The 23,638-nt window shown below is 70.7% G+C and carries 23 protein-coding genes and 1 pseudogene; 11 read left to right on the top strand and 13 right to left on the bottom strand.

The window, feature by feature from the left end; all coding sequences use genetic code 11:
- Positions 1-7 precede the first annotated feature (7 nt).
- From G6N23_RS12090 to G6N23_RS12065, 6 genes are all read right to left on the bottom strand, one after another.
- Positions 8-415 (bottom strand): hypothetical protein, encoded by a 408-nt coding sequence (locus G6N23_RS12090; protein ID WP_163769698.1) that lies wholly within the window; start codon positions 413-415, stop codon positions 8-10.
- Positions 315-2,090 carry a hypothetical protein gene (locus tag G6N23_RS22395; protein WP_163769697.1) on the bottom strand — a complete coding sequence of 592 codons (1,776 nt, stop codon included), beginning with the start codon at positions 2,088-2,090 and terminating at the stop codon, positions 315-317. The genes G6N23_RS12090 and G6N23_RS22395 overlap by 101 nt, the downstream gene beginning before the upstream one ends.
- 218 nt (positions 2,091-2,308) lie before the next feature.
- The gene (locus G6N23_RS12080; RefSeq protein WP_157997528.1) at positions 2,309-2,473 is read right to left on the bottom strand and encodes a hypothetical protein; all 165 of its coding nucleotides are present in this window, start codon (positions 2,471-2,473) and stop codon (positions 2,309-2,311) included.
- 124 nt (positions 2,474-2,597) lie between these two features.
- Complete coding sequence (locus G6N23_RS12075) at positions 2,598-3,326, bottom strand: adenosylcobinamide-GDP ribazoletransferase (protein WP_085262776.1); 729 nt, start codon at positions 3,324-3,326, stop codon at positions 2,598-2,600.
- Positions 3,323-4,387 carry a nicotinate-nucleotide--dimethylbenzimidazole phosphoribosyltransferase gene (gene cobT, locus G6N23_RS12070; protein WP_085262775.1) on the bottom strand — a complete coding sequence of 355 codons (1,065 nt, stop codon included), beginning with the start codon at positions 4,385-4,387 and terminating at the stop codon, positions 3,323-3,325. Before cobT ends, G6N23_RS12075 begins: the two co-directional genes overlap by 4 nt.
- Before the next feature lie 22 nt (positions 4,388-4,409).
- The gene (locus G6N23_RS12065; RefSeq protein ID WP_085262774.1) at positions 4,410-5,096 is read right to left on the bottom strand and encodes a DUF3043 domain-containing protein; all 687 of its coding nucleotides are present in this window, start codon (positions 5,094-5,096) and stop codon (positions 4,410-4,412) included.
- A 60-nt stretch (positions 5,097-5,156) separates the two neighbouring features.
- Here G6N23_RS12065 and G6N23_RS12060 point away from each other — a divergent pair, with 60 nt between their 5' ends.
- From G6N23_RS12060 to G6N23_RS12050, 3 genes are all read left to right on the top strand, one after another.
- A complete protein-coding gene (locus tag G6N23_RS12060) occupies positions 5,157-6,311 on the top strand; it encodes a glycerate kinase family protein (protein ID WP_085262773.1) in 1,155 nt (384 codons plus the stop codon).
- A gap of 95 nt (positions 6,312-6,406) precedes the next feature.
- Complete coding sequence (locus G6N23_RS12055; protein ID WP_085262772.1) at positions 6,407-6,763, top strand: HesB/IscA family protein; 357 nt, start codon at positions 6,407-6,409, stop codon at positions 6,761-6,763.
- A 121-nt stretch (positions 6,764-6,884) separates the two neighbouring features.
- Positions 6,885-7,859 carry a carbohydrate kinase family protein gene (locus G6N23_RS12050; RefSeq protein WP_085262771.1) on the top strand — a complete coding sequence of 325 codons (975 nt, stop codon included), beginning with the start codon at positions 6,885-6,887 and terminating at the stop codon, positions 7,857-7,859.
- An 18-nt stretch (positions 7,860-7,877) separates the two neighbouring features.
- Here the strand turns inward: G6N23_RS12050 and asnB are convergent, their stop codons facing one another.
- Positions 7,878-9,857: an asparagine synthase (glutamine-hydrolyzing) gene (asnB, locus tag G6N23_RS12045; RefSeq protein ID WP_085262770.1), complete on the bottom strand. Its 1,980-nt coding sequence runs from the start codon at positions 9,855-9,857 to the stop codon at positions 7,878-7,880.
- 173 nt (positions 9,858-10,030) lie between these two features.
- On the opposite strand from asnB, the gene ctaC reads away from it, so the two are divergent.
- From ctaC to G6N23_RS12025, 4 genes are all read left to right on the top strand, one after another.
- Positions 10,031-11,110: an aa3-type cytochrome oxidase subunit II gene (ctaC, locus tag G6N23_RS12040; RefSeq protein WP_407938330.1), complete on the top strand. Its 1,080-nt coding sequence runs from the start codon at positions 10,031-10,033 to the stop codon at positions 11,108-11,110.
- A 12-nt stretch (positions 11,111-11,122) separates the two neighbouring features.
- Entirely contained in the window at positions 11,123-11,542 is a 420-nt protein-coding gene (locus G6N23_RS12035; protein WP_085262768.1) for a cytochrome c oxidase subunit 4, read from the top strand.
- Between the two features lie 131 nt (positions 11,543-11,673).
- Positions 11,674-12,549, top strand: a complete 876-nt coding sequence (locus G6N23_RS12030; RefSeq protein ID WP_085262767.1) for an MmpS family transport accessory protein — start codon at positions 11,674-11,676, stop codon at positions 12,547-12,549.
- Positions 12,549-13,181 carry a DUF2561 family protein gene (locus G6N23_RS12025; protein WP_085262766.1) on the top strand — a complete coding sequence of 211 codons (633 nt, stop codon included), beginning with the start codon at positions 12,549-12,551 and terminating at the stop codon, positions 13,179-13,181. The genes G6N23_RS12030 and G6N23_RS12025 overlap by 1 nt, the downstream gene beginning before the upstream one ends.
- 8 nt (positions 13,182-13,189) lie before the next feature.
- Here the strand turns inward: G6N23_RS12025 and G6N23_RS12020 are convergent, their stop codons facing one another.
- Genes G6N23_RS12020 through ctaE form a run of 5 tightly spaced genes read right to left on the bottom strand, consistent with a single transcriptional unit; the run spans position 13,190 to position 18,140 of the window.
- The gene (locus G6N23_RS12020) at positions 13,190-13,810 is read right to left on the bottom strand and encodes a pyridoxine/pyridoxamine 5'-phosphate oxidase (RefSeq protein WP_085262765.1); all 621 of its coding nucleotides are present in this window, start codon (positions 13,808-13,810) and stop codon (positions 13,190-13,192) included.
- A gap of 49 nt (positions 13,811-13,859) precedes the next feature.
- On the bottom strand, positions 13,860-15,506 hold the full coding sequence (qcrB, locus tag G6N23_RS12015) for a cytochrome bc1 complex cytochrome b subunit (RefSeq protein ID WP_372508913.1): 1,647 nt from the start codon (positions 15,504-15,506) through the stop codon (positions 13,860-13,862).
- On the bottom strand, positions 15,488-16,660 hold the full coding sequence (qcrA, locus tag G6N23_RS12010; protein WP_085262763.1) for a cytochrome bc1 complex Rieske iron-sulfur subunit: 1,173 nt from the start codon (positions 16,658-16,660) through the stop codon (positions 15,488-15,490). The genes qcrB and qcrA overlap by 19 nt, the downstream gene beginning before the upstream one ends.
- The gene (qcrC, locus tag G6N23_RS12005; protein WP_085262790.1) at positions 16,657-17,517 is read right to left on the bottom strand and encodes a cytochrome bc1 complex diheme cytochrome c subunit; all 861 of its coding nucleotides are present in this window, start codon (positions 17,515-17,517) and stop codon (positions 16,657-16,659) included. Before qcrC ends, qcrA begins: the two co-directional genes overlap by 4 nt.
- Before the next feature lie 11 nt (positions 17,518-17,528).
- Entirely contained in the window at positions 17,529-18,140 is a 612-nt protein-coding gene (ctaE, locus tag G6N23_RS12000) for an aa3-type cytochrome oxidase subunit III (RefSeq protein ID WP_085262762.1), read from the bottom strand.
- A 149-nt stretch (positions 18,141-18,289) separates the two neighbouring features.
- On the opposite strand from ctaE, the gene trpD reads away from it, so the two are divergent.
- Complete coding sequence (trpD, locus tag G6N23_RS21970; protein ID WP_085262761.1) at positions 18,290-19,372, top strand: anthranilate phosphoribosyltransferase; 1,083 nt, start codon at positions 18,290-18,292, stop codon at positions 19,370-19,372.
- On the opposite strand, the pseudogene G6N23_RS11990 reads toward trpD, so the two are convergent.
- Positions 19,310-21,148: pseudogene (locus tag G6N23_RS11990) on the bottom strand (DEDD exonuclease domain-containing protein); the annotation flags it as partial. The gene trpD and the pseudogene G6N23_RS11990 sit on opposite strands and share 63 nt — an antisense overlap.
- Positions 21,149-21,250: 102 nt before the next feature.
- Here G6N23_RS11990 and G6N23_RS11985 point away from each other — a divergent pair.
- The 3 genes from G6N23_RS11985 (at position 21,251) to G6N23_RS11975 (ending at position 23,638) form a co-directional block, all read left to right on the top strand.
- Positions 21,251-21,517, top strand: a complete 267-nt coding sequence (locus tag G6N23_RS11985; RefSeq protein ID WP_085262759.1) for a hypothetical protein — start codon at positions 21,251-21,253, stop codon at positions 21,515-21,517.
- Positions 21,518-21,690: 173 nt separating this feature from the next.
- The gene (gene ripC / locus G6N23_RS11980) at positions 21,691-22,815 is read left to right on the top strand and encodes a peptidoglycan hydrolase RipC (RefSeq protein WP_197701546.1); all 1,125 of its coding nucleotides are present in this window, start codon (positions 21,691-21,693) and stop codon (positions 22,813-22,815) included.
- A 19-nt stretch (positions 22,816-22,834) separates the two neighbouring features.
- A complete protein-coding gene (locus tag G6N23_RS11975) occupies positions 22,835-23,638 on the top strand; it encodes a hypothetical protein (RefSeq protein WP_085262757.1) in 804 nt (267 codons plus the stop codon).

The following is a 23,638-nucleotide window of genomic DNA, read 5'->3' as shown; positions in this document are numbered from 1 at the left end:
CGCCTGATCAGCCCGGTACCCCGGGCGTCCCGGGTGTGCCGTCGGCACCGCCGGGGCCGCCGTCGCCGCCGGAGGCGCCGAAGCCGTCGGTGACGTCGGCGCCCGCGCCGCCGACCCCGCCGCTGCCACTGGCGCCCGGGTGCGCCACCCCGCCGGCTCCGCCGGTTCCGCCCCAGCCACCCGAGGCGGTGCCCGCCACGGCGGTGGTCGCATCGCCGCCTGCGCCGCCGTCGCCGCCCACCCCGCCGGTGTCGTCGTTGTAGCCGTCGGCTCCCGCGTCGACGAAGCCGTCGGCCGTGCCGCCGGCGCCGCCGTCACCGCCGCCGCCGCCGAGGGCGCCTTGCCCGAGAACGGCGGTGCTGCCGCCCGTTCCCGCCGATGCCGCCGGCGCCGCCAGCTCCACCGGTGCCGCCATTGAAGGCCGTACCGCCGGCGCCGCCGGTTCCGCCGGCCCCTCCGATGCCGAAGCCGCCTCCTATGCCGCGAATTCCGGTGCCGACACCACCGGACCCACCGGCCCCACCGACGCCGCCGGTGCTGTCGGTCCCGATGCCGTGGCCGCCCTCTCCGCCATGCCCGCCGGAGCCCCCCACCCCTGCGACGTGGCCGGTGATGTCCAGGCCGCTACCGGTGCCGCCTGCACCGCCTGCGCCGCCCGCACCACCGGTGCCACCGGCACTTCCGACGCCGCCCCCGCCACCGCCTCCACCTCCGGCGGTGGTGCCTGAGGCGGCGGCGGCCCCGCTGCCGCCCATACCGCCGACGCCGCCGCCGTCGCCGCCGCCGTGGCCGCCGTTGCCGCCCGCCCCGGTGCCGGCGACGCCGAGCCCCGACGTCCCGCCGGCGCCGCCGGCCGCACCGCTCGCGCCTCCGCTGCCGTTGCCGCCCGCGCCCCCGTCGCCGCCCGCCCCACCGAACTCACCGGGGCCGCCCCACCCTCCGCCGTTGCCGCGACCCGCCGAGTAACCGGCGGCGCTGGCGCCGCCGCCATCGCCGCCCCGGCCGCCGTCGCCGCCGACCCCGGAGAGCCGGCCGCCCGGGCCGCTGCCGCTCATGCCGCCCATCGCGCCGACGCCGCCGCTGCCGCCGCTACCGGAAGTGGCGCCGCCGTCGCCGCCGTTGCCGCCGTTTCCACCGGCTCCGCCGCCACCGCCGACGCCGGCAACGGTGTCACCGCCGCTGCCGCCGAGACCGCCGTAGCCGCCACTACCGCCGTCACCGACGGCGCTCGCGGCCCCGCCGTCACCGCCGTTGCCGCCGGCACCGCCGATGCCGCCGTCACCGAACAGCGCGGCGCTTTTGCCGCCGTTGCCCCCGTACCAGCCGTCGCCGCCCACCGCGCCGGCGGTGCCGTTGCCGCCGTTGCCGCCGTGCCCGCCGGCTCCGCCGTTGCCGAACAGCCAGGCCACCGCGTTGCCACCGTCCCCGCCGTAGCTGCCGTTCAAGCCGTCCCCGCCGTCCCCGCCCTCCCCGCCGTGGCCGCCGTGGCCCATGAAGGTGCCGCCGTTCCCGCCGTCGCCGGCATCGCCGGGATAGGGTCCGGACCCGAAACCGCCGCCGTGGCCGCCGTCGCCACCGTTGCCGAAGAATCCGGCGTTGCCGCCGTTGCCGCCCCAGCCGCCGAAAGCGGTGCCGCCGTCGCCGCCGTCGCCGAACCAGAGCCCGCCGGCACCGCCCATGGCTTGTTCGTTGGTGCCGCCGTCGATACCGTCCGCGCCGTTGCCGATCAGCATCTGGCCGTTGCCGAAGGTGTTGTTGATCCAGGTGCTGACGTCGGTACCGGACTGGGTGGCCAGCCAGTCCTGGCCGGCCTGATGCAGCGGGGCATAGATCCAGGTGTCGAACCAGTCGGCCATGGTGGGGTCGGTGGCCGCGGCCGGTGACGCCGCCAACTCGGTGCCGACCGGGTCGCCGAGACCGGAAAGGAAACCACCCCAGTCCGCCACGTCGAGGCTGCCGGCGCTCTCGGCGCCCAGCCACGACCAGTTCGCCGGATCGAGCAGGTCGACGATCCAGTCCGTCAGCGGGTCGGCCTGGGCGGGGGCGGGGGCCAGTGGGCTCATACCGAACGCCACGAACGCACTGGCCACGCCGGCCAACCCGATGGGCCGGCCGCGCCGGTGGACCGCTGGGGTGGGGCGACGATTTGTCCTGTGCTGATGACCGGGCATGACCCACTCCCTCGAGAGAATCTCATCATCCGATAAGCACGGACGTTATGCCTCTGAGAAGGAGGGGGATGCAGTAATCGACTACTGCACTTCTTGGCCGGAACTCTCCGGCTCATTGCTGTCCGGTATCGGCCGGTTCAGCCCGCCGGCCCCGGCGGGGAATCCGGCTCGTCAGCCTCCGTCGACCAGTCCTCGACGGCGACGTCGTCGGCCCCCGGGTCTTCGGATACGTCGCCGAAGCCATCGGTCATCGCCTTGCGGGATTCCCGGCTTCGCTTGCTGTAGCGGTGATGGCGAGCCATCGGTGTCCTCTCCGCGAAACCACATGTTAATGCTGGTTCCATTTGCACAAACCTGCTCTGTAAGTAAGGCACCAACAGGGAGAAATGTCTATAAGTTCGGAGAAATGGTCCTTATCGGACGGGATCAGAGTGCAGCCAGCAGCACCGCGACCAGCACGGTGGTCCACTCGACGGCGGCACCCAGCACGTCGCCGGTGATTCCGCCGAACCGGCACACGCAATGCCTGACCAGTAGCAACGCCGCGGCCAGCGCCACGGTGACGGCCAGCGGTCCGTGCCATGGCGCCGAGCCGGCGACCGTCGACCCCGCCGCCAGCACCAGCACCCAGGCCATCGCCACCGGCGCCGGCTGACTGCCCGCCACGGTGGCGCCCAACGTGCTACCCGGCGCGGCGGGCACCGAACGCAGACAGGCCAGCACCGCCGCCACCCGGCCCGCGCCCACCGCGACCACGATCCCGGCCGCATCCAGCATCGGCAACGCCAACGCCTGCAGGCCCACCACCAGCACCACCGCCGCCACGCCGAACGGCCCGGTCGATCCGTCCCGCATCACCTGTAGCGCCTGCGCCGCGGGCCGGTAACTGCCCAGTCCGTCGGCGGTGTCGGCCACCCCGTCGATGTGCAGCCCGCGGGTCGCGGCGAGCAGCACCGCCACCGCGAGCAGCCCGGTCAAGGCGCTACCGGGACCGAATGCGATCCCGCCGGCCCAGACGACCCCGGCCGCCAGTACCCCCAGGGCGGCTCCGACGACTGGAAGTGCCGTCAGCGTCCCCCGCCCGGGCGGGCCGCCGGCGCCGGGCAGCCGCAGGGCCGTTCCGAACGCGACCGCCGAGGCCAACGATCGGATCATCCGCCGGCTCCGGCTATCCCCTCGGAGGGCCCGGACACACCCGCCTCGGCGAAGGTCGACATCGACGCCAACGCCGAGACCGCGGCGCGCAGAATCGGCAGCGCCACCGCAGCCCCGGTACCCTCGCCCAGCCGCATCCGCAGATCGAGGATCGGTTCCAGTCCCAAGGCCGCACAGGCCAGCGCATGAGCCGGTTCGGGGGAGCGGTGGCCGGCCTGCCACCACGCGCGCGCGCCCGGGGCCAGCCGCTCGGCGACCAGGGCGGCGGCCGTCGACGCCAAGCCGTCGAGCAGCACCGGGGTGCGCCGGACGGCCGCCTGCGCGCAGAATCCCGCAAGTGCCGCCAGGTCGGCCCCGCCGCAGCAGCGCAGCAACCCCAGCGGATCGGAGACCCGGCGAGACCGGAACAGCGCGTCGCGCACCGCCGCCGTCTTGCGCGCCCAACCGGCGTCGTCGATACCGGTCCCATGGCCGACCGCCTCGACAGGCTCGGCGCCGGTCAGTGCTGCGACCAAAGTCGCTGCGACAGTGGTGTTTCCGATGCCCATGTCACCGGGGATGAGCAGGTCTGCCCCGGCGTCGACTTCATCGTCGGCGATCCGGCGGCCCGCATCCACTGCGGCGACGGTCTCGGCCGCGGTCAGGGCGTCTTCACCGGTGATGTCGCCGCTGCCGCGGCGCACCCGGTATGCGCTGAAGTCGTCGGCGTCGCTGTCGATGGCCATGTCCACCACCCGCACGCCCGCGCCGGCGACGGTGGCCAGGGCGTTGATGGCGGCGCCGCCGCGCTCGATGTTGGCAGCCATCTGCGCGGTCACCTCCGACGGGTACGCCGACACCGCTTCGCGGGTCACGCCATGATCGCCGGCGAACACCACCACCCGAACCCGATCGAATTGCCTTGGCGGGCACTGGCCTTGGCAGGCGGCCAGCCACACCGAGAGGTCTTCGAGGCGGCCCAGCGAGCCCGGCGGCTTGGTCAGCGAGTTCTGCCGCGCACGAGCGGCGGCGGCTACCGTCGCATCAGGCGGGCTGACCGGCGGGAATTCTGCGAAGTCCAAAGCTGTCGGCCCCCAACCGGACTCAGCCGAGTCGTTCGCCGCGCCGCACCTGTGGGCGCGGGGCCCGCATCCGGCGCAGCGTCGATGCCCGGCTGACGGCGTAGAGACCCAGTTTCCACCGGGCCTCGGTGCTGTCGGGGTAGCTGGTGTCGACCAGCCTGCCGACCTTTCGGGCCAGCAGGACGCCGTCGACAGCCATCGCGACCATCAGCAGCATCATCGCCGGCGAGATGTAGAACTGGATCTGCGGGACCGCCATCATGACGAACATCAACCCCAGGGCCACCGGCATGAACATGCCGAGCAGGTTGCGGCGGGCGTCGACGATGTCGCGTACGTACCGGCGCACCGGGCCGCGGTCGCGGTCGAGCAGGGCAGTCTCGTCGCCGGCGAGCATCCGCTCCCGGCGCTGGGCCATCCGCTCCCGCCGTTCGGCCTTCTGGATCCGGCGCTCTTCCTTGCTCAGCTTCGGCCCGGCCAGGCTCTTTCGTCTGGCCCGGGCCTCCGCGGCGGTCATCGGCGCCGGTGCCACCGGGCCGCGACGTTTGGCCGCCGCGTTGCGCTTGGGGGTGGGCCGGCCCTTGGGAGCCGTGCCACGGGCACCCGCGGTGTCCCTGGATTCGGCGCTGTCGAGGTCGACGGCACCGCTCACGGAGTCAGCGGTCTCCGTGGGACCCGCCTCATCTTTCCTGCGTCCCGGCAACTTCACGCCCGCCAGATTACTTGCCCGGGCTCCCACGGCGTCCGTGTGGCTCTATACCCTGCCGGTATGGCTGACCACTCCGGTGCCGGCGCCTCAGCCGCCCCGGGGACGACCGTGCTGCGGGTGCTGATAGCGCCGGACTGTTACGGCGAGAGCCTGACCGCGGTACAGGCCGCCGCCGCCATCTCGACCGGGTGGCACCGCAGCCGTCCACATGACCGGTTGGCGATCGCCCCGCAGTCCGACGGCGGCCCCGGCTTCGTCGCGGTGCTGGCCGCCGTGCTGGGCACCGCCGGTCCGGGCACGGTGCAGCGGTGCCGGGTCAGCGGGCCGCTGGACGAGCCGGCCGATGCCGAATGGTTCTGGGACGCCGCATCCAAGACGGCTTACCTGGAATGTGCGCAGGCCTGCGGCTTGGCGCTGCTTGACGGTCCGCCATCGCCGAGCACCGCGCTGGCCGCCCACAGCAGGGGGGTGGGCCGGCTCATCGAGGCGGCGCTGACGGCCGGGGCGCAGCGGATCGTCGTCGGACTCGGCGGCAGCGCCAGCACTGACGGCGGACGGGGCATGGTCGACGAACTCGGCGGCCTGGCCGTCGCCCGGCGGCGGCTCGCCGACGTCGAACTGATCGCGGCCTGCGACGTCGAATATCCGCTGCTGGGGCCGTGGGGCGCGGCGCGGGTGTTCGGGCCGCAGAAGGGTGCCGATGCCGCCACCGTGGCCGTGCTCGAATCGCGCCTGAGCGCCTGGGCGAACGAACTCGACGGCGCGGCCGGACGGCAGGTGAGCGCCGCCTCGGGGGCCGGCGCCGCCGGGGGGATCGGCGCAGCGCTGCTGGCACTGGGGGGGATCGCCGAATCCGGGGCGGAGATCGTGGCCCGCCACACCGGTCTGGCGGCCGCCCTCGCCGACGCCGACGTCCTGGTCACCGGTGAGGGCCGGTTCGACCAGCAGTCGCTGCACGGGAAGGTGATCGGCTCGCTGTGCACCGCGGCCCGGGCGCGGCAGCTGCCGGTGCTGGTGTTGGCCGGTCAGATCGACCTCGACGAGCCGGCGCTGCTATCGGCCGGTGTGATGGCCGCCCGGGCGATCGCCGACCACGCCGGCTCGGTGCGATTGGCCCTGGTGGACGCGGCCAACCAGCTGATCGGTCTGACCACCGTGCTGGCGGCGCAGATCGGCGCCCGGCCGGCCGGTACACCCGGTCCCGCGGCTCAGTAGGGAACACGTCGGCGCAAGGTATCGTTGTGACGGTGGGTTTCGACGCCTCGAGCAGAGGCGAGCCCGCCCCGAATCAACCGTAATAGGGAGACGCAATGACTGTTCAGGATCAGTCGATCACCGAGGCTCACGGCGTGGTCTTGACCGATGAAGCCGCGGCCAAGGTCAAGTCGCTGCTGGCCCAAGAAGGCCGCGACGACCTGACGCTGCGCATCTCGGTGCAACCGGGCGGCTGTGCGGGCCTGCGCTACAACCTGTTCTTCGACGACCGCAGCCTCGACGGTGACGTGATCACCGAGTTCAACGGGGTGAAACTGGCCGTCGATCGGATGAGCGCCCCCTACCTGCAGGGTGCGGAGATCGGGTACGCCGACCAGATCGACAAGCAGGGCTTCACCATCGAGAACCCCAACGCCGGCGGCTCGTGCTCGTGCGGCGACTCATTCAACTGACCACCTAGCACCGCCCCTTGACCCGACGGCTTGGCGCTGCCCGGCGACGGACAGGGTTCGACCGACCGCTACCGTGGGAACCCACTTCAGGTCCACGGTGAACACACGAGGGGGATAGTCAGTGACTATTGCGGTGACCGGTTCGATCGCGACCGATCATTTGATGCGCTTTCCGGGTCGGTTCTCCGAACAGCTGCTGGCCGATCACCTGCAGAAGGTCTCGCTGAGCTTCCTGGTCGAAGATCTCGTGGTGCACCGCGGCGGGGTGGCGGGCAACATCGCCTATGCCATCGGCGTGCTCGGCGGTGACGCCGCGCTGGTCGGCGCGGCCGGCGACGACTTCGCCGACTACCGCGCCTGGCTGGTGTCGCACGGTGTCAACTGCGACAACGTGCTGGTCTCCACCACGTCGCACACGGCGCGCTTCACCTGCACCACCGACATCGACATGGCCCAGATCGCCTCGTTCTATCCGGGCGCCATGTCCGAGGCCCGCAACATCTCGCTGGCCGAGGTGGTGCGCAGCGTCGGTGACCCCGAGCTGGTGATCATCGGGGCCAACGACCCCGAGGCGATGTTCCTGCACACCGAGGAGTGCCGCAAGCTCGGACTGGCGTTCGCCGCCGACCCCTCTCAGCAGCTGGCCCGGCTGACCGGCGACGAGATCCGCCGGCTCATCGACGGTGCGGCCTACCTGTTCACCAACGACTACGAGTGGGACCTGCTGCTGTCCAAGACCGGCTGGACCGAGCCCGACGTCATGAAGCAGGTCGGGTTGCGGGTGACCACCCTGGGCGCCAACGGTGTCGACATCGTCCACCCGGACGGTTCCCGCGTCCACGTCGGCGTGGTCCCGGAGAAGGCCCAGGCCGACCCGACCGGCGTTGGTGACGCCTTCCGCGCCGGTTTCCTCACCGGCCGCAGCGCCGGGCTGGGCCTGGAGCGCTCCGCGCAGCTCGGTTCGCTGGTGGCGGTGCTGGTGTTGGAGTCCACCGGAACCCAGGAGTGGTCGTGGGACCGCGACGTCGCCGTCGGCCGGCTGGCCGACGCCTACGGTGACGCCGCGGCCGCTGAGATCGGCGCCGCGCTCAAGTAGCTCAGCCCCGCCGGCGGTTCACAACTGCACCGGGTAGGCCGGCTCGCTGATGGCGGGCACCACGGAGTGCTCGACGAAGATCGCGTGCCACAGCATGAAGATCAGCATGGTCCACAACCGGCGGCTGTGATCGGCGGTCCCGGTGCGGTGTTCGTCGAGCATCGCGCGCACCGCGGCGACGTCGATCAGGTGATCTGCGCCGGTAGCGGCCACCGTGGCGTAGGCCCACTCCACCAGCTCACCGGCGCGCAGCCAGTGCCGCAACGGCACCGGGAAGCCGAGCTTGGGGCGGTGCAGCACGTGGGCGGGGATGATCGGCTCCAGCGCACGCCGCAGCGCGTACTTGGTGGTGGTTCGGGTGATCTTGGCCGACACCGGCAGCTTCGAAGCCACCGCGAACACCTCGGGATCCAGAAACGGCACCCGCAGCTCCAGCGAATTGGCCATCGTCATCTTGTCCGCCTTGACCAGGATGTCGCCCCGCAGCCAGGTGAACAGGTCGATGTGCTGCATGCGGGCCACCGGATCCCAGCCCGCCGATTCGGCGTACAGCGGTGCGGTGACGTCGGTGTGGGTCCAGTCCGGGGAGAAACCGGGCAGTACGGCCCGCAGCTGCTCGTCGGAGAAGCTGCGCGCGTTGCCGTAGTAGCGCTCCTCCAGGGTCAGCGATCCGCGGTGCAGCAGGCTCTTGCCGCGCATTCCGTCGGGAAGCGGCTTGGACACCTTGCCCATCGACCGGCGCACCGGGGCGGGCAGGTAGTTGAACGGCCGCAGCGACAACGGCTCGCGGTAGATCGTGTAGCCGCCGAACAACTCGTCGGCGCCTTCCCCGGAGAGCACCACTTTGACGTGCTTGCGGGCTTCGCGGGCGATGAAGTACAGCGGGACCAGGGCCGGGTCGGCGACCGGGTCGTCGAGGTACCAGACGATCTCGGGCAGCGCGGCGACGAATTCGGCCGGGCTGACCACCTTGACCACATGCCGGGCGCCGATCGCCTCGGCGGACGCGGCGGCCACGTCGACCTCGGAGAAACCCTCCCGCTCGAAGCCGGTGGTGAAGGTGATCAGCTTGGGGTTGTGCCGCATCGCCAGCGCGGCGATCGCGGTGGAGTCGATCCCCCCGGACAGAAACGCCCCGACCGTGACGTCGGCTCGCATGTGCTTGGCCACCGAGTCCTCGAGCACCGCGGTGATCTCGTCGTAGCGGGCCTGTTCGGTGTCGCGGGTGATCGGCGTGGCGTCGAATCGCGGTGTGAAGTAGCGAGTGATCTCGGGGGTCTGCCGATCCGGGCTGATCCGCGCCCAGCATCCCGACTCCAGCCGGCGCACCCCGCGGTGCAGTGTTTCGGGTTCGGGCACGTACTGCAGCACCGTGTAGTGCTGCAGCGCGCGCTGGTCGATACCGCCGTCGCCGGTGTCGAACCCCACCAGGTCGGCCATGTCCAGCAGCGACTTCTTCTCGCTGCCCACCGCCGTGCCGCCCGGCCCGCCGGCCATGAACAGCGGCTTGATCCCGAACGGGTCGCGGGCGCAGAACAGCTCACCACGAAGCGTGTCCCACAGCACGAAGGCGAACATGCCGCGCAGTCGCGGCAGCACGTCGGGGCCCCAGTAGTGGTAGCCGGCGACGATCGCCTCCCCGTCGCCGTCGGTGGCGAAGACCGCGCCGTGAGACGCCGCCAGTTCCTGGCGCAGTTCGAGGTAGTTGTAGATCTCCCCGTTGAACACCAGCACGTAGCGGTCCGGCTGGTCGGCGGGCCCCCAGCGCAGCGGCTGATGCGAATGTTCGATGTCGATGATCGAGAGCCGGTTGAAACCGAGGGCGATGCCGTCGCCGGTCCAGGTGCCCAGTTCGTCGGGCCCTCGATGGCGCATCAGGTGCGCCGCGTGTTCGACCCTGGCGGCTACGGCGGTGAGGTCGGCGGGGTCGATGTCGGGGACCGCGCCCGGGTCGCCGGTGCCGGCCGGGGCACACACGAAGGCCAGCAGTCCACACATCGGGTCCCAGTATGCCGCACCGGCATCGGCCCGGGCCTGCGCAGGGCCGGGACATGACCGGAGGGCCGGAGCAGCGGGCCGGCCAACCGGCAGGTCTCGCGAACGCCGGCGATCCGGGTGGTCTACGCTGCGTAGTATTCGACTGCTCCGCCGGTTCCGCGCCGGCCCGGTCTGTGACTCGAGGAGGCACCAACGTGACACGCCGCGGGCAGGGCGTTGTGCTTAGCCGTCTGCTTCGACCGCTGGCGGGTGCCGGCGTGCTCGGCCTGCTGACGGTGACGCTCAGCGGCTGTAGCTACGACTGGACCGACGTGGTCGGCTTCGGCTGGCCCAAAGGCATCACCCCGGAGGCCGAGGCCAACTACAAGCTGTGGCTCGGCATGGTGATCGCCTCCGTCGTGATCGGCGGGATCGTCTGGGGAATGATCTTCTGGGCGACGCTCTTCCACCGCAAGAAGGCGACCGACACCGAACTGCCGCGCCAGTTCGGCTACAACATGCCCCTGGAGCTCGGGCTCACCGTCCTGCCGTTCCTGGCCATCGCGGTGATCTTCTACTTCACCGTCGTCGTTCAGGAGAAGATGCTGCACCACGACCCCGACCCCGAGGTGGTCGTCGACGTCACCGCCTTCCAGTGGAACTGGAAGTTCGGCTACCAGAAGGTCAACTTCCGCGACGGCACGCTGAGCTACGAGGGCGCCGACCAGCAGCGCAAAGAGGCGATGGCCTCCAAGCCCGAAGGCGTCGACAAGCACGGCGAGGAGCTGGTCGGACCGGTCCGCGGACTCAACACCGACGACCGGACCTACCTCAACTTCGACAGGGTCGAGACGCTCGGTACCACCAACGAGATCCCGGTGCTGGTGGTGCCCAGCGGCAAGCGCATCGAGTTCGTGTTGAACTCCGCCGACGTCATCCACTCCTTCTGGGTGCCGGAGTTCCTGTTCAAGCGGGACGTCATCGCCTGGCCCGAGCGCAACAACCAGGTCAACACCTTCCAGGTCTCTGAGATCCAGAAGGAGGGGGCGTTCGTCGGCCACTGCGCGGAGATGTGCGGCACCTATCACGCCATGATGAACTTCGAGGTCCGGGTGGTCTCGCCCAACGACTTCAAGGCCTACCTGGGTCAGCGGATCGCCGGGAAGAGCAACGCCGAGGCGCTGGAGGCGATCAAGCAGGAGCCGCTGGCCGTCACCACGCGCCCATTCGACAGTCGCCGCGGCCTGCTAGCCCCCGAAGCCAGCAACAAGTAGGGACACAACCTCATGCGCATCGAATCCAGGCTGTTCGAGTTCGTGGCCACCTTCTTCGTGGTGGTCGGGGTGGTCTACGCCGTACTGACGACCCTGTTCGCCACCGGCGGAGTCGAGTGGGCCGGCACCACGGCGCTGGTGCTGACCGGGGTGATGGCCCTGATCGTGGCCACCTTCTTCCGGTTCGTGGCACGCCGGCTGGACACCCGCCCCGAGGACTACGAGGCGGCCGAAATCAGTGACGGCGCCGGGGAACTGGGCTTCTTCAGCCCGCACAGCTGGTGGCCGATCCTGATCGCGCTGTCGGGATCGGTGGCCGCTGTGGGGATCGCGTTGTGGCTCCCGTGGCTGATCGCGGCCGGGGTGGCGATGGTGTTGTCGAGTGTGGCCGGGCTGGTCTTCGAGTACTACATCGGCCCCGAGAAACACTGAGCCGGTCCGCACGCACCGCCGTGTCGACCCCTTTGGGTAGGGTTGCCGGTGCACAATGACCAGCGGCGGTTTTATCGACCGTGGTGGGTGTGGCGCGCGTGAGCGCTGCGGTTGGAACAGGATAGGCGGGAATGAGCGGGCCGAATCCCCCGGAGGCGGGCTCTGGAGACGAGGACCCCGTGTCGGGCGCAGCCGGAGACGCGGACATCCCGGCGATTGACGAGGTGGCCGCGCCCACGCCCGGCGCGTCACCGGACAACACCGCCTACTCCCAGGCCTATTCGGCCCCCGAGTCCGAGCAGTTCTTGAGCGGTCCCTACGTGCCGGTGGACCCGCGGTTGTACGACTACGACAACTTCGACACCCCCGACGAGCCGGATCCGCACGCCAAGACGCCGCGCTGGCCCTGGGTGGTCGGTGTCACCGTGATCATCGCCGCGGTCTCCCTGGTGGTCTCGGTGGCGCTGCTGTTCGCCCGCTCCGAGACCAACGACCTGGCCACACCGGACACCACGAGAACCACCGTCTCGCAGCCGCCGGTGCAGGACGAGATCACCAGGACCAGCAACCCGACCACGCCGCCACCACCGCCCCCGCCGCCGTCCAGCGAGGAGCCCCCGCCGCCGCCACCGTCGAGTGAGGAGGCCCCGCCGCCACCGCCACCGCCGCCGGCGGAGTCTCCCTCTCCCGAACCATCCACTGCGACAACGGAGCCCACCACGACCACCCAGGCCAAGCCGATGCAGGTGACCTATTCGGTGACCGGCACCAAGGCGCCGTTCGACCAGATCACGATCACCTACGTCGACGCCTCCGGGCAACGCCGGACCCAGCGCAACGCCTACATCCCCTGGTCGCTGACATTGACGCCGATCTCCCAGTCGGAGATCGGCTCGGTGGAGGCGTCCAGCATGCTGCGGCTGAGCAAACTCAACTGTTCGATCACCAGCAGTGACGGTAGGGTGCTGTCATCCAACAGCAACGACGCGCCGGCGACGAGCTGCTGATGGCCGGCAGAAACATGGCAGACCGATTCGTCCACCCCGGGCAGTCCCCGGAGGTGGTGGACCGGGTACTGCTCGGTGTCTGTGCCGCGATCTGGCTGACGCTGTTGGGCATGAGTGTGGCGGCGACGGTCGCGCTCGTCGACCTCGGGCGGGGCTTTCACCAGCCGGCGAAGGATTCGCACAACGGCCTGCTGTACATCGTCATCGGTGTCTCCGCGCTGGTCATCCTGGCCGCCATTCCGGTACTGCTGCGCGCCCGCCCCTCCGGCCCGCCTCCGCGGCCGGCCGGCGTCGCGCCTCGCGCCGGGTCGCCGGTGCGGCCGAATGCGCCGCTGCCGCAACGCGGATTCGACGCCCCAGGCCGGCGGTCGGCCCCCGAGCGCCAGGCGCTGCCGAACCAGACCCAGGTGGACCGGGTGCTGCTGCGCGGCGTCACGGTGCTCGCCAGCGCCGTCGGCGGCGCACTGACCGTCGTGGCGGCCGCGACTTACTTGATGGCGGTCGGCAAGGACACCGGCTCGTGGGTCTGCTACGGGTTGGCCGGGGCGATCACCTTGGCCATGCCGGTGATCCCGTGGCTGTACCTGCGCCGTCTCGGCGAGGTGCTGGAACTGCCGTCCCGGTTCGGCTGACGCCGCTCTTAGGGCCAGAGCGGGGTCGTCGACCAACCCGCGCCGTCGCGTTCGTAACGCAGTCTGCGGTGCCGGCGATCCGGATCCGACTGCCAGAATTCGACCGTGTCGGCCCACACCGCATACGACACCCAGTCGGCGGGAACCAGTCCGGGGGACCGTTCGAGTTCCAGGCGGGCCTTCGCCAACGCCTCACCGATCTCGGCGGGATCGCAGTAGGGCTCACTCTGGCGCCCGGTCAGCGCCATCGTCCGGGCGCCCTCGGAGCGGGCCAGGAAGTCCTCGGCGGCCACCGGTGCCGGGTCGGCCTGCGCGATGCCCTCGACCCTGACCTGGCGGCCCAGCGCGGGCCAGTAAAACGTCAGCGCCACAGCCGGATTGCGCGCGAGCTCGGCGCCCTTGCGGCTCAGTGAGCTGACCGCGAAATGCCAACCGGCACTGTCGAGGTCCTTGAGGATCAGCACCCGCGCCGACGGTCGCGACCCGGCCGCCCCCGACACCGTCGACACCGTCATGGCGTGCGGTTCCGCGACGCCGCTGTCGAGGGCATGCAGAAGCCACCGGGTGAACAGCTCGACCGGATCGTCGGGGGCTCGCGCCGGATTGAACTCCGGCGCGGAACCTAGCAGGACCGGTAGCCCGCGCAGCAGGCTGCGCAGGTCGCCTGACCGGCGCGGGTCAGTGCTGGCCGTCGCCGTTGCCGTTGCCGTCCTGACGCTCGGCCAGCGCGGTCAGCGCACGCCGCTCGCTGGCGTGCGCGGCCTCGTTGAGCGCGGCGTCCTCGGAAGTCGGGTCGGCGGTCAGGAAGCTGCCCCGGCCGGGGGAGCCGGCCGACCCCAGCTTGTTCATCCTCTTGGGCAGCGCCGCGCCGGCGTATTCCAGCGGAATCGGGTGGCCGTGTTCGTCGACCGGTCCCAGCGGCTGGTGCAGCTCGATGTAGGCGCCGTGCGGAAGCCGTTTGATGATGCCGGTCTCGATGCCGTGCTCGAGCACCTCACGGTCACTGCGCTGCAGGCCGATGCACCACCGGTAGGTGGCGAAGAAGATCAGCGGCGGCAGGATCACCATCCCGATGCGGCCGATCCAGGTCGTCGCATTCAGGGAGATGTGGAACTTCCACGCGATGATGTCGTTCATCGCGGCCAGGGTCAGCACCAAATAGAAGCTGATCGCCATGGCGCCGATCGCGGTGCGGACCGGTGCGTCGCGCGGGCGCTGGAGCAGGTTGTGGTGTGCATAGTCACCGGTGAACCGCTTCTCCAGGAACGGATAGATGATCAGCAGGGTGAAGACCGCACCCATGATCAGCGCGACGCCGACCGGGCCGGGCACGGTGTGGCCCAGGAAGTAGAACTCCCACGCCGGCCACAACCGGGCCAGCCCCTCGGTCCACATCATGTAGAAGTCCGGCTGGCTGCCCGCCGACACCTGCGAAGGCCGGTAGGGGCCCAGGTTCCAGATCGCGTTGATCTGCAGCAGGCCGCCCATCAAGCCGAGGATGCCGGTGATCATCGCGAAGAACGCGCCGGACTTGATCGCGAAGACCGGCAGCACGCGCACCCCGACGACGTTGCTCTCGGTGCGTCCGGGTCCGGGGAACTGGGTGTGCTTCTGGAACCACACCAGCGCCAGGTGCACGCCGATCAGGGCCAGGATGATGCCCGGGAGCAGCAGGATGTGCAGGGCGTAGAGCCGGGGGATCAGGATGGTGCCCGGGAAGTCGCCGCCGAACAGCGCCCAGTGCAGCCAGGTGCCGATCACCGGCATACCCAGCGTGATCGACGAGAGCGCGGCGCGGATACCGATGCCGGACAACAGGTCGTCGGGCAGCGAATAGCCGAAGTAGCCCTCGAACATGGCCAGGATCAGCAGCAGCGACCCGATCACCCAGTTCGCCTCGCGTGGCCGGCGGAACGCACCGGTGAAGAAGATGCGCGCCAGGTGCACCATGATCGACGCGGCGAACATCAGCGCCGCCCAGTGGTGGAGCTGCCGGACGAACAGTCCGCCGCGGACCTCGAAGGAGATGTTCAGCGCCGTCTCGTAGGCGCGCGACATCTGCACGCCGTTGAGCGGCTGGTAGACGCCCTGGTAGATGACCTCGGCCATCGACGGGTCGAAGAACAGCGTCAGGTAGACGCCGGACAGCAGCAGGATGATGAAGCTGTACAACGCGATTTCACCGAGCAGGAACGACCAGTGCGTCGGAAAGACCTTGTTGAACTGGCGTCGCAGTGCGGCCGCCGGGTGGTAACGGGTGTCGATGTCGTCTGCTTGACGGGCGAGCAGGTCGCCGATTGCAGGGCTCATGAGGTGCGCTCCCAGAAGGCCGGTCCGACAGGTTCGACGAAGTCGCCGTTGGCGACCAGATAACCGTTGGCGTCAATGGTGACGGGCAGCTGTGCCAGTGCGCGGGCCGCCGGGCCGAAGACCGGCTTGGCGAAGTGCAGCGCGTCGAACTGCGATTGGTGGCACGGGCACAGAATCCGGTAGGTCTGCTGCTCGAACAGGGAAGACGGGCAACCCAGGTGCGAGCAGATCTTCGTGTAGGCGAAGAAGTCGCCGAAGTTGAAGCTCTCCTGGCCCGCTCGCTTGACCACCTTGGGCATGTCGTCGGGCCGGATGCGGATCAGCATCACCGGGTTGCGCACGCCCATCATGATCTCGTTGAGCTTCTCGCGCGATTCCTCGGTGGTGCCGTCGCCGTCGGACTCCCGCCACGGGAAGACGGTCTCCATGCCGCCGGCGTCGAGGTCCTCGGGGCGCATCTTGACGAACGGTGAGTTGGTGCTGTGGCCGGTCGCCCGGGCCAGGTAGATCGTCTCGCCGTGATAGCGCGGGGTCCAGCCCGAGGTCCACAGCATGGCCTTCTTGCCCTCGGCGGTGTCGACGACCGGCTTCCACGGGTTCTTGATGAGCCCGCCGGCCCCGGCAACCAGGGTGCCCAGTCCGAACGCGCCGAATCCGATGCCCAGCGAGGCGCCCAGCAGCTTGCGCCGCGGAAGCGTCGAGCCCTCGAACGCGTCGGTCAGCTGGGCTCCCACCGTTTTGCGGTCCAGCTCAGCGGAACTGCCGTCGTGGCGCTCCTGGATGGTGATCTCTTCGGGGATGAACTTCTTGACGAACATCACCGCGCCGATGCCGATGAAGAGCACCGAGAGCCCGAAGGTCAGTCCGTACAGGGGAGTGGCCAACGAGTAGGCGAACCCGTCCGGGGACTCCAGCGGCGCGTATTCCCACGGCCAGAACAGGAAGATCAGCAGCAGGGCGAAGCCGAAGCCGCCGGCGGCCAGAAACCAGCCGGCGACGTTGCGCTCGGCGCGCTTCTCGGCGCGGGTGCCTTCGACCGGCCAGCGCGGCTCCTTGAAGATCGTCTCCACGCCGTCGATGCGGCCGCCGAGAGCGAGCAGCTCGTCATTGCTCATCGCGGCCAGCTGGGCCTCGTCGGGGACGGTGGTGTCCTTGCTGACATCGGTCATGAGCGTGCCCCGATCCACAAAGCCGCGCCGATGGCAGCGACCATCCCGATAATCCACATCACCATGCCTTCCGGCGCCGGGCCGAATCCGCCGAGGCCGTAGCCGCCCGGATCGTGTTCCTCGGTAACGGATCTGACGTAGGCGATGATGTCTTTCTTCTCCTCCATGGAGATCTGCCGGTCGGAGAAGCGCGGCATGTTCTGCGGGCCGGACAGCATCGCGGTCAGGATCTGCTGCTCGTTGGCCGGCGCCAGGTCGGGGGCGTACTTGCCCGAGGACAGCGCGCCGCCTCGGCCGGTGAAGTTGTGGCAGGACGCGCAGTTGAGCCGGAAGAGGTCGCCGCCGCGGCCCAGGTCGTCGCCGCGCAGCGACGCCTGCGCGATGCTGCCGTCGGCGTTGCGCACGACGGTGGGACCGCCGCCGTTGGCCTGCACGTAGGCACCCAGGGCGTCGATCTGCTTGTCGTCGAACATCGGGTACTTGCGGGGGGCCTGGGCCTCACCGCGTGCCGCGGGCATCCGCCCGGTGGAGACCTGGAAGTACACGGCGGCCTCGCCGACACCGATCAGGCTCGGTCCGCGGCCGGGCTCACCCTGCAGGTTGGCGCCGTGACAGCTCACACAGGAGGTGTCGAACAGCTGCTTACCGGTGCGCAGCAGCGCCGAGGCCGATTCGTCGGCGACCGCCACCTGCGGGGTCGGCGTGAGCAGTGCGGCCAGCCCGCCGGCCATGGCCAGCGCGACCAGCAGCAGCAGCCCGCCGGACAACCGACGCCGCAGCCGCCGCCGGGCGACAGATTCGTGGTGGCGAGGTCGGGCCCACTTCTTCGGTGTCTTCAACCGGACACTCCTGTTCATCGGGCGGTTGCTCATCGGATGAAGTAGATCGTGGCGAACAGTGCGATCCAGACGATGTCGACGAAGTGCCAGTAGTACGACACGACGATCGATGCGGTGGCCTGGGCCGGGGTGAACTTGCTCATCGTGGTGCGCACCATCAGGAAGATGAACGCGACCAACCCGCCGATGACGTGCAGACCGTGGAAACCGGTGGTCAGGTAGAACACGCTGCCGTAGGAGCTCGACGGAATGGTGGTGCCGTGCATGATCAGGTGGTAGTACTCGTACGCCTGACCGCAGACGAAGAACAGTCCCATGGCGAAGGTCAGCAGATACCAGCGGCGCAGCCCGAACACGTCGCCGCGCTCGGCGGCGAACACGCCCATCTGGCAGGTGAACGACGACGCGATCAGCACCAGCGTCACCGGGACCGCCTGCCACAGGTTGAGCTCGGTCGGTGGTGGCGGCCAGGCGCCACCGGACTGGGCCCGCGCCGTGAAATACATCGCGAACAGCCCGGCAAAGAACATCAACTCACTGGACAGCCACACGATGGTGCCGACGCTGACCATGTTCGGACGGTTCAGCGAATGCACACGCGACGTAATGGCAGTACCCGAGGACCCCACAGCGCTCGTCACATCCGCAAGTATGACGCTATGTAGTTGTAGATCTCCACCCGGGGCGGGCAATTCGTCCGAACTGCTGTTGGCTGGGCTGTCGGCCGCGCGTCCGCGCTCTAATTCCGGGCGGCTTTGGCGGCGTGCGGCCCGCATGCGACGATCGGCGCGTGGTCGAGCCCGGTGGTGAGGCGCAGCCGATAGCGCAGATAGCACAGTGGCGGCAGGTACTGGGCGGGCTGACGTCGGGTGCGGATCTGGTCCGGGGTCAGGCGGCCTGGGCGATGGAGCAGATCATGGCCGGCAGCGCCACCTCGGCGCAGATCGCGGCGTTCGGGGTGGCCATGCAGATGAAGGGCCCGACCGCCGCCGAGGTGGGTGAACTGGCCGACGTCATGCTGGCCTACGGACGCAAGGTGCCCACCGACAAGATCGGCACCGACACCGTCGACGTGGTGGGCACCGGCGGGGACGGTGCCAACACCGTGAATCTGTCCACCATGGCGGCGATCGTGGTGGCCGCTGCCGGTGTGCCGGTGGTCAAACACGGCAACCGGTCGGCGAGTTCGCTGTCCGGGGGCGCCGACACCCTCGAGGCGCTGGGGGTGCGCATTGACCTGGGGCCCGACGAGGTGGCCCGCAGCGTCGCCGAGGTCGGCATCGGATTCTGCTTCGCGCCGCAATTCCAGCCGTCCTACCGCAACGCCTCGGTGGCACGGCGCGAGATCGGCGTCCCGACGGTGTTCAACCTGCTGGGACCGCTGACCAACCCGGCCCGGCCGGGGGCCGGGCTGATCGGCTGCGCGTTCGGCGAGTTGGCCGAGGTGATGGCCGGTGTGTTCGCCGCTCGGCGGTCCAGCGTGCTGGTGGTGCACGGTGATGACGGCCTCGACGAACTCACCACGACCACGACCAGCACGATCTGGCGGGTGCAGGCCGGAACGATCGACCGACTGACCTTCGACCCCGCCGGGTTCGGGTTCGCCCGCGCCGAGGTGGACCAGCTGCTCGGCGGTGACGCGCAGACCAACGCCGAGGAGGCCCGGTCGGTGCTGGCCGGAACCCCCGGTCCGGTGCGCGATGCCGTGGTGCTCAACGCCGCCGGGGCGATGGTCGCCCATGCCGGGCTATCCAGCAGCGCTGAATGGCTGCCGGCCTGGGAGGACGGGCTGCAGCGCGCTGTCACGGCGATAGACAGCGGCGCGGCCGAACAGTTGCTCGCTCGTTGGGTCCGCTTCGGCGCCCAGCTCTGAGGCCAGCCGCGCCGAGCGGGCCAGGGCCGCCCACGCGGTCAACGGCCCCGCCGAGCCCACCGGCGATGCCCACCCGTCGGCCCCAGCCGCATCCACACCGGGCACGATGCGCACGATGCGCACCCCGGGAGCCGCCAGCCAGCGCGCGATGAGCCCGGTCTCCTCGACCAGGGCACCCGCCAACGGCGCCGGCTCGGGCACCACCGCCTGGGCGCCCAGCGTGATCGCGTCGATGACGGGCATCGGCGGCACGCCCCGCGCGGCGCAGCCGGCGGCGGCCAGCCGGCCATGACGGATCACCGCGAGTTGCCACCCGCCTTGAGGGTTCGATGCGTCCGGCGCGGCGGCCACCAGCTCCGGCAGTGCGGCCAGCGCGCGGGCGCGCTGGCTTCGCCACAGGGCCTCGATGGTGGTCGCCGTCCGGTCCCGCAGCCGCGCGGCGCTCTCGTAGTGGCCGCGTTCGGCCAGCGCGCCCACCTCGCGTATCGCCGCGCGCAGCGCGCTGTTGTCGGTGCCCTCGATCACCGCGGCCGCCCGCCGGACGTTCTCGGCGTACTGCGCGGCGGTCACGTCGGGCGCGGCGGGGCAGGGACTGACTTCGGCCGGCGGGCAGGTGTGCCGGCTCATGCGGCTCAACCGCGTTGTGCAGGTTCGGATTCCGGTGAACCGAGCGAGCAGGGCGGCGGTCTGGGCGGCGTCGGCGCGGGAATGGAACGGCCCGATCACCCGGTCGTGTCGGGGTGCGCGCACCACCGACAGGCGAGGAAAGGCCTCCTGTGACAAGGTGACCCACCACCACCGCCGGGGAAACTTGGACCGGCGGTTGTACGGCGGGGTGTGCGCGGCCAGCAGGCGCAGCTCGCGCACGCCCGCCTCCAGCGGGTGTGCGCATTCGACGTGGTCGAGCCGGGTGGCCAAGGCCACCATCTCGGCGATGCGGCGCCGACGATCCGAGCCGTTGAAGTACGCACCCGCCCGGCGGCGCAGATCGGTGGCGGTGCCGATGTAGAGCACCTCGTCGGACGGACCGCGGAACAGGTAGACGCCCGGGCGGTGTGGAAGCCCCTCGGCAAGGGTGCGCTTGCGGCGCTGGGCCGGCGTCGCGTGCGACAGGTAGGCACGTAGGTCGGCGAAGGTGTGCACCCGCTGGTTACCGACCCGCTCGATCAGCGCGTGCAGGACGTCGACGGTGGCGCGGGCGTCGTCGAGTGCGCGGTGCGTGGGTGTGGTGCTGACCGCGAACAGCCGGGACAACTCGGCCAGCCGCACACTGGGCGCCTCCTCACGGCTGAGCACCCGCCGTGCCAGCCGGACCGTGCACAGCACCGGCGGCCGCGGCCAGCCCACCCCGCAGCGTTGGGCGGCCGCGGTCAGGAAACCGACGTCGAACCCGGCGTTGTGGGCGACCAGCACCGACCCGCGGTCGAACCCGGCGAACTCCAGAAAAGTCGGCAGCACGGCCTCGACCGGGGGCGCGTCGTGCACCATCGCGGTGGTGATCCCGGTCAGCCGGACGATCTGGGGTGGGATGCCGCGCCGGGGGTTGATCAAGGTGGCGAACTCACCCTCGACCACGCCGCCGCGGACCTTGACCGCGCCGATCTCGGTGATGGCGTCCACGGCGCCGTCCGCAGCGGGGGAGGCGCGGGCACCGGTGGTCTCCAGGTCCACCACCACGAAGGTGGTCTCCCGCAGCGCCGTGGCGCCCGCGGCGGCTTCGAGCTGGGCCTGGAGGTCGAGAAGGCTCAGTTGCCCTGCATCGGCGCGGCGGGTCATGCCCGAACCGTAGGCGGGCGCACCGACATCGCGGTGTTCGGCTCGGGGCTGGATGTCGGAGGCCGCGGTTAGCGTGACGGCAACCGATCGAGAGGAATCGCCATGGCAGAGATCTCGGGCCACCCGGAGCACCGCGACGCACAGCGGGACGATCCGGAGCCGGTGGTGATCGACTGTGACGACTGTGCGGTGCGCGGCCCCGCCTGCCGGGACTGTGTGGTCAGTGTGCTGTTGGGGGTGCCCAATGAGCTCCTCGAAGACGAGCGGGCGGCCCTGGAGGTGCTCGCCGAGGCCGGCATGGCGCCGCGGTTGCGCCTGGTGCCGATCCGCGGAGAACGCGCCCCGGCGCGCCGTTTCGGGGTAGCCTGACCCGGGCGTGCCGCTTGGGGGCTCTCACGGGCCCGGCTGTTAAGGTGGCAGCTCGCGATGGACAACGCCGTTGCCATTTCGTAACCTATTCGAGACCTTACGTACTTTCGGCGGCGGCACGGCCACGTACCTCCTTTGGCAGTGTTAAGGATGCAATCTTGAAGCTCGAACGTATGCGGTGGAATCTGCGTGCTTTTAGGCGTCCTGTTCTCGGTGTTGCGGTCGGCCTGGTGGTCGGCATCACGGCTCTGACCGGCACTTTGGGCGGCAGCGTGCACGCTGACCCGGCTGATGACGCGTTGGCCAAGCTCAGTGAGCTGTCCCGGCAGGCCGAGCAGACCACCGAGGCGATGCACACCGCGCAGCTCAACCTCGACCAGAAACTCGCCGAACTGCAGGCTGCCGACCGGACCCACGCCGATGACGAGGCCGCGCTCGGCGCCGCCCGGGAGCAGCTGTCCACCTACCGGTCTGCGGTGAACCGGTTCGCCGCCACCACCTACATGGGTGGCCGGGTGGGCGGCATGGACGCCATCCTGACCGCCGAGTCCCCGCAGCAGCTGATCGACAAGCTCGCCGTGCAGCGCGTGGTGGCCGGCGACCTGTCGGTGCAGCTGGAGCGCTACCGCGCCGCCAGCGAGCAGGCCGATCAGGCCGAGCAGGCGTCGGCCAGGTCGGCCGAGGAGGCCCGGACGGCCGCCGAGCAGGCCGCCGCGGTGCGCGCCGAACTGCAGGCCAAACAGAGCCGCCTGCAGCTGCAGATCTCCGTGGTCAAATCGCAGTACTACGCGCTGACACCGCAGCAGCGCACCGCGATGGCCGAGCCCGGACCGGTCCCCGAAGGTGTACCGGGAGAGCCCGCGCCCGAGGGGGTGCCGCCGGCTCCGCTGTTCCCGGGCCCGGTGTTCCCGGCCCCCGACGTGTTTGGTGGCGGAGGTGCTGGCGGCGGCGGCGGTGCCGCGACCGCCGTGCAGGCCGCGCTGACCCAGGTCGGGACGCCCTACGTCTGGGGTGGGGCCGGACCTGGCGGGTTCGATTGTTCGGGGCTGGTGATGTGGGCGTTCAACCAGGCCGGCATCAACCTGCCGCACTCCAGCCAGGCGCAGGCCAACGGCGGGCAGCCGGTGGCGCTCTCGGATCTGCAGCCCGGCGACGTGCTGACCTTCTACTCGGACGCCTCGCACTCCGGGATCTACGTCGGCGACGGCATGATGATCCACTCGTCCACCTACGGTCAGCCGGTCCGGGTGGTGCCGATGAACTCCTCCGGCCCGATCCACAACGCCCGCCGTTACTGATCGCCGCCGAATCCGCCGGCTGCTCGGCGCGCTGCTGGCGGCCGAGCTGATCGCCGCCGCGGCGGTGCTGACCGCACCGGCGCCCCCGCCGGCCGATGCGCCGTTGATGGTGGGCGATCACCGCAGCGTCGTCCCGGAGAATCACGGTGGCCCGCGCGGCGCCGCACTGCTGGACCGCGTCAAGGCCGACATCGGCGATGCCGTCGCCGCGGTCGAGGCGTTCTGGGGCACCGACTGGTCGCACCGTATCGTGCTGACGGCCACCGGCTCGGATCGCCAGTTCGCCGCCCTGGCCGGCGGCGCCACCGGCGGGGCCGACGTCGCGCAGTGGGCCGACGTCGCCGCGGTCGCGGTGGCCGACCGGGTGGATCCCGAACGCCGGCAGGTGAGCGGTCAGCGGATCGTCTTCGCCCCCGGGGCGGCCGCGATGAGCACGCCGGCGCTGCGAATCGTGTTGACCCACGAGCTCTTCCACTTTGCCGCCCGAGCGGACACCGCCGTCGACGCGCCGCGCTGGCTCACCGAGGGCGTCGCAGATTTCGTCGCCCGGCCCGCCCCGGGTCCGGCCGCCGCCGCGGCGGCCCCGATGGACCTGCCCTCGGACGCCGACCTGGACGCCCCGGGTCCGCGGCGGGCCCTGGCCTATGACCGGGCGTGGGAGTTCGCGCGTTTCGTCGCCGACCGTTTCGGCGCCGCCAAACTGCGCGAGCTCTACGCGTCCGCGTGCGGCCCCGCACACGTGGAGCCGGCCGTGGCCGTGCCGTTGGTGCTCGGTGTGGATCTACCCGACCTGCTCGCCGGGTGGCAGCAGTGGCGCGGCTAG

Origin of the sequence: Mycolicibacter terrae (genome assembly GCF_010727125.1) — a bacterium.
GTDB lineage: Bacteria > Actinomycetota > Actinomycetes > Mycobacteriales > Mycobacteriaceae > Mycobacterium > Mycobacterium terrae.
The sequence above is the reverse complement of the archived record's forward strand: the minus strand, read 5'-3'. Positions and strand labels throughout refer to the sequence as shown.

Coding starts and splice junctions, on each gene's coding strand:
- qcrA (WP_085262763.1), bottom strand. CDS start 16,660: ATGACCGATGTCAGCAAGGACACCACCGTCCCCGACGAGGCCCAGCTG.
- G6N23_RS12055 (WP_085262772.1), top strand. CDS start 6,407: ATGACTGTTCAGGATCAGTCGATCACCGAGGCTCACGGCGTGGTCTTG.
- G6N23_RS12060 (WP_085262773.1), top strand. CDS start 5,157: ATGGCTGACCACTCCGGTGCCGGCGCCTCAGCCGCCCCGGGGACGACC.
- G6N23_RS11985 (WP_085262759.1), top strand. CDS start 21,251: ATGGCAGAGATCTCGGGCCACCCGGAGCACCGCGACGCACAGCGGGAC.
- ripC (WP_197701546.1), top strand. CDS start 21,691: ATGCGGTGGAATCTGCGTGCTTTTAGGCGTCCTGTTCTCGGTGTTGCG.
- G6N23_RS12075 (WP_085262776.1), bottom strand. CDS start 3,326: ATGATCCGATCGTTGGCCTCGGCGGTCGCGTTCGGAACGGCCCTGCGG.
- asnB (WP_085262770.1), bottom strand. CDS start 9,857: ATGTGTGGACTGCTGGCCTTCGTGTGTGCCCCGGCCGGCACCGGCGAC.
- G6N23_RS12090 (WP_163769698.1), bottom strand. CDS start 415: ATGGCGGCACCGGTGGAGCTGGCGGCGCCGGCGGCATCGGCGGGAACG.
- G6N23_RS12025 (WP_085262766.1), top strand. CDS start 12,549: ATGGCCGGCAGAAACATGGCAGACCGATTCGTCCACCCCGGGCAGTCC.
- G6N23_RS12030 (WP_085262767.1), top strand. CDS start 11,674: ATGAGCGGGCCGAATCCCCCGGAGGCGGGCTCTGGAGACGAGGACCCC.
- G6N23_RS12080 (WP_157997528.1), bottom strand. CDS start 2,473: ATGGCTCGCCATCACCGCTACAGCAAGCGAAGCCGGGAATCCCGCAAG.
- G6N23_RS12035 (WP_085262768.1), top strand. CDS start 11,123: ATGCGCATCGAATCCAGGCTGTTCGAGTTCGTGGCCACCTTCTTCGTG.
- qcrC (WP_085262790.1), bottom strand. CDS start 17,517: ATGAACAGGAGTGTCCGGTTGAAGACACCGAAGAAGTGGGCCCGACCT.